The organism is Pseudoalteromonas sp. G5_S1_14_S5 (assembly GCF_054968605.1).
The window spans coordinates 1-5,554 of record NZ_JBQKUM010000132.1; the positions used below are offsets into that span (position 1 = coordinate 1).

General features: G+C 41.2%; 2 protein-coding genes. One reads left to right on the top strand and one right to left on the bottom strand.

All coding sequences use genetic code 11. From position 1 onward, the window contains the following. A partial coding sequence (locus tag ACTRWI_RS21715; protein ID WP_499133791.1) for an ISAs1 family transposase occupies positions 1–648 on the bottom strand: 648 nt, incomplete at its 3' end. A 310-nt stretch (positions 649–958) separates the two neighbouring features. Between ACTRWI_RS21715 and ACTRWI_RS21720 the strand changes: the two genes are divergently transcribed. After that, the coding region (locus ACTRWI_RS21720) for a hypothetical protein (RefSeq protein ID WP_499133792.1) at positions 959–5,554 on the top strand (4,596 nt) is incomplete at its 3' end.

The window sequence follows — 5,554 nt, forward strand, 5'->3', positions numbered from 1 at the left end:
TATGGTATCTGGTTGATTATAAACAGCTGAAAAAGCTTCTGTCACATGCCCGAAAAGATTTGGTTGGTTCTTTTTTATCTGAATGGTGAAGTCACCATTCTTTTCCGTGATTTGCGCCATTGTTGGTGCTAAACAATGCAGCGAGTCTAAAGTGACTATTGCCTCCTTTAGTACTAAAGCATCTAGAACATCACGAGATAAACTGATTTCTTTACCTTTGCCATGAGTAGATTGTTGATAAAGCATTAGTCCACTTTCAACATCATACGCATTGACAACGTGTAACATGCTTTTTAACCCATTTGTTTTAGTTCCACGTAAAGATTTACCATCTATTGCTAAAGCCGATTTTTCTGTTCGAGTTCGTTCAGAATTCAACCATTCAAACAAGGCATCGAGTAAAGCATCACTATCTAATGCACTGATAATGTTAGCAATGCAGTGTCGTTTGGGAATACCATTTTCAAATCCTCTATATTTTCTCAACCAGTCAATTTGGCTTTCACCAAATTCTTGAATGGATTTCCATCCTGCTGCACCACTGAGCACAGCAGAAAATACTAGAAAAACGACATCAACTAAGTCGTGTTTAACGTTAATATCATTTCGTGGATCAGGTATGCGGTTAAGGCGTTCAAGAAGTGTCATTTTGTAGGTCGAATAGTAAATAGATAATGATCCGATCAACAAAATCAGGATTAGTTCAGTAGAAAATAAAGAATATTTAATCCTTTGATGCAAGTGAACATAAATTGACCGCACCGTTTAGCATTCAATCAATTAAACCCTAAAAACCATGTGAGATCTCGCCCTGGGTGAACACTTACATAAAATCGAATGGGTTGCGGGAGAAACGTTGAATTACCTTAGCTTTAAACTACACTAAATGTAAATTCTTAGTAGTTAGTATATAAACATTATTAATGAGCAATGTTTATCTTATGATAAGGGTGCTGGAATGGATAGAGTTCGAATTCAAGCTGCAATTTTTTTTAAATATCTCATTTTAACTTTACTCGTAGCATTTTTTTCACAACCCGCATTTGCATCAATATCTAAAATTAATGATTACGCAATGAAAACCAGCGGTGCCGCTGAGCCCACATTGTCGGACTATACATCAGTAGTCACCATTAACCATACCGGGATAGTCACGGAGTTAAATCGTTATTTCGAAATAGGATATGCTTTTAATCACTGGCCGAGTAATGATACCGATGCTAACAAAATAGTGTACCTGCAGGACATGGTTGATGGCTTTGAGGCTATATATGCCTGGATAAATGGCTTACCGGGGGCATCACGACCTACTGTCGATGATTATGTGAAAGCAAGGTTTGATCAATGGGCGGATTTTAACGCCAGCACCATCGATTATATTAACGATCAAGTCGGCCCTCACAATAGCCAGCTGCAATTAGCGAACCAGTTTAGGTGGATCCTTGATTACTATGTTGAAATCTTAGATTACACTGATGGTTCTAGTTTTCGTTTTCCTGGACCTGGACTTGAGTACAGAACCTATGGTGCCCTAATTTATGGCAAAACTCTGAACTCTTGGAGTCATCGCATATGGGGGAGTGAAATGCGTGATTTATCGAGAGATTTGATGTTGACATCCCTTGATCAGATTCGAAAAATTGGTTACGTATATTTCAGGATTTATGAGTACGCAAGAGGTGCGTCCACACCATCACCGACTCTGACAGATTACCATGACATCGGCATTACATATCTCAGTACTCAAGCTGAGCTTGACTCACTGAATAATGCTGTTCGTGCATTTAAGCTGAAAACGATAGATGAAATTGAAAGTGTGGCAAGACTGTTCAATATTCAACTTGAACACCCAACGCCTTTCGCTCAAGGTTCAACCGTATCACTTACCTTATCGGATGGAGCAAGATTTGGTCAAACTCAGATCGATTGGTATCGATTTGATGGTGCGAATGAATTTTTGCTGCAAAGCGATCAAAAAACCCTTTCAATACAAAGCGGACAACTGCAACCCGGTGATCGCGTATTTGCACGAATAAACGCGGGCTCGAAACAATATGACTCTAAGGTATCGGGGGAATATATAGGGGACTCAGGTAGCACAGTTGACATTGCCTTGACCCACAATCAGAGCAACGCTTATGCGCCATCAGGACAAACACTTGAAATAACCAATGCATCACTTTTAGTAAATGGGTTAGTGGTGACTGCTAGTGCGCCATCTTACCAGTGGTTTGCGTTTGATGAGTATGATGATTTTGGGCAATCTCGCTTGTCTTTAATTAGTGGGGTAGCACTGCAATCACTGTCTACCAATAGCCAGTACACAGTGAATAATTCCGAACAGGCGAATTTTTATGCTGTTGAGGTCACGTTTAACTATCTTGGTCAATATCATAGTAAAGTTCTTACATTTCCCACCACTCCAGCTCTACTACGTTATCAAGACGACGACATTCAGTTTTACGAGAGCTTGTTGTTTAATGACTTGAATTTAAGTTCAAACTTGAAGGTATGGCTAGATGCTACGGATGAAAAAACGCTATTTTCAGACTCTAGTTGTAGTGTTCCAGCCAATGATGGTGACCCTATTGCCTGCTGGCAAGATAAATCTGCAAATGCGGCGCATTTTTATGATTTGAACTCTAACGACCCAGGTGGAGTAGGGGCTGATGCAGCGAGAGATTATGGTTTGCCCACGTATATCAACAGCTACGATGATTTTTCAGGTGCCTCAGCGGTAAGTTTTGACAGTGCAGATCTGGAATCGTTGGCACACCAGTTACAATCATCTGATTATTGGGACGGTGATTTCTCAGTGGCCATGGGCATGATGCCCAATAAAGATATACTGAATCCTTTATCAGGAAGCAATATATACCACTCGGTTTTCAGCACTAATGTGGCCACATCCGATTTATCACGTTATCACGTTAACTATACTTCAAGACTTAGTCAAGTTTTTGAATATTCAGGAACTCAAAGCTTTGATGGGGAGCAGAGTGCACTCTTAAGTAAAAAAATTTATAAAGCTCAATATGAGTATCCACGCGTTCTTTCAAGCAATAACGAATGTAAGTTAAATGGCAGCCCCACCACAGAGGTAGTGTGTACGTCCATTGAAAAAAGGAATGGCGTTGGTTCTTCACCTATGCAGGCTATCCGTGATAGTAATGTAGAGCTGTTTAAGAACTACGCTCTCAACACACCGGGTTTATATCTAGAGAATGAATTTGGTAATACGGCGTTTCAATCGCTGATGATTTTTGATAAAGAACTAGATGAATGTGAGTCATATATAGTTGATAAGTATTTAAGTTTAAAAATGGGGTCGACTTTATCTTCGAACCTGATTATTTCCCAATCCGCATCTGGTTTTTCTTTTGAAAAAAGAACATTAGGTTTTGATATGCAACCTTCTTTTGCCTGTAAACAGGATATTTTCCTTAGTCAAGCATCATCGGGTTACATGGATGTTAGCTTTGAACTAAACAATCCTTCAGTGAGTGATTACGACCTTATAGCCCGCGATGAGTATTTGATAGTTGGTCACAATGGCGCTGATGTTGCAAGCCCTGTAGATATTAGTACCATGAGCTCTCCGCCTTCGTTGCCGGCTAGTTCGAGTGTCACAAATGTACTTGAGCGTAAGTGGCTCGTGAATTTTAAGTCTGCCTCTGGTGTTGCTGACCCTATCAAACAGATCAGTCTCAAATACGATTTTACCCTTGGGGGGCTCGATCTATCTGCACTAAACTATCCCAAGCCTTATCTAGTTATCCAACGTGGTAGTGGACCCATAGAAATTGAGGGGCACTACCAAGGCGCAGATTCTATTGCTTTTGATCCCATTGATTTTCAGCACCGTGATACCGTTCAACTTGCCTTCAATACAAATGTTGCTAATACCGCCCCAATCAGTAGCAACCATTCGATTTTTATCGATAGTCCGCACGCTTTTTCCGCCAATGATTTTGCTTTTAGTGATCCCGATAACGATGCTTTTCACCAAGTTCGTATTACGGGCGTACCGACACAAGGCACATTGACGTTTAATGGTTTGCAGGTAAACAACGGCGATGAAATATTAGTCAGTGATTTAGCCGATTTGAGTTTAAATTTTGATAATACGGCTACCTTACCTTTTGGCCTGAAATACCAAGTTTCAGATGGAATTCAATGGTCGAACGAATCCGACTTATCGATTAATCAACTCAAGATTCATCACCAGCTTTCTCCAAAGCATATGACATATCGTGTGCGTGACGAGTTAAGCATTCATACTTTAGCTGAGTTGAACTACCAGCCCTTGTCGGTCAGTGTCGCCTATGTGTGGTGGACGGTAAACAGTGGTAATAATATCGGTCAATATTATGACCCAATTCAGCACACAGCATTATCTGTTGAGGACAGCTACACCATCTCCTCGTCAAGTATCGGTAAGTACCTGTTAGTCCAAGCGGAATATACCGATGCTATCTCAGGACAAAGTGTGAAAAGTATTCTTCCGATTGGATTTATCGAAGTCGCTGATGCACCGACACGTCCAACAGTACCTTGGGCCAGTCAGTTAAATGTCAATAGCCAATATGTGTATGAAAGTTTAATCATTGAGCCTGAGCTGGCACAGCGCGATGACAAAGAAGTATTTCCGCCGAAAGTTGAGTATTGTTTTTACGACGAAGATACTGGTTTAGAGTTGCAGGCGTGTGGCGTAGCAGACACGTTTTTGGTGACGAGCGCCAACAAGGACAAAGCCATCCGAGTTGAAGCGATTTTGACGGATTCAAATAGTCCGACTATCGAGCCGCAAACATTAACCGCCTATCTCTTCCCAAGTGCAACGTCCAACAACTTAAACTTGAGTCGTCCGGTCATTTCGCCAACTCGGGATCTTACCTTGAACAGCACCATTAGTTTAACTTCCGAGCCACGCTTTCAAACACCCGGTACAATGTTTCAGTGGTACCGCTATAGAAATGGTCTGTACACCCCGATCAATGGGGCGATTGGAGACAGTTATACGATCTCCTGGCCTGACATGAGCGCAACGATTCTGCTGCAAGTCACCGTGGATGATAATGGTACCATGGTGCCAATTGAATCAAACATGACTGAGAATGTAGAATATCAATTAGCGGTTGATATGGTGTTAGGTCATGAAACACCATTACATGTCTATGATGAAATCACCATATTGAATAAAAGCGGTGTAGAACAAGCTGTGCAAGGGGTCTTAGCGCAAAATGGCAACTTTGAGGCTAGTTATACCTGGCAGTACAGCCCTGATAATGGCATCAGCTGGTTTGATCAAGCGACGTCTAGTTCTATTAACCCTTTGATTCTTTTGGATAACAATCGAATTTATCGATTGCGTTTAGTTATTGGTGATGGTCTAGCACAAGTAGTCGTTTACAGCAACAATTCACCCGCCGTACAAAGCGGTCTGAGCTATAATATTGACTTTGAGCCATTGAGTGCTCCTATTGAGGATGTATCTTATGAAGTTTATTCCCAGCTTACTTCGTCAGCGAGCACCAGTTATGACTCTCGTACC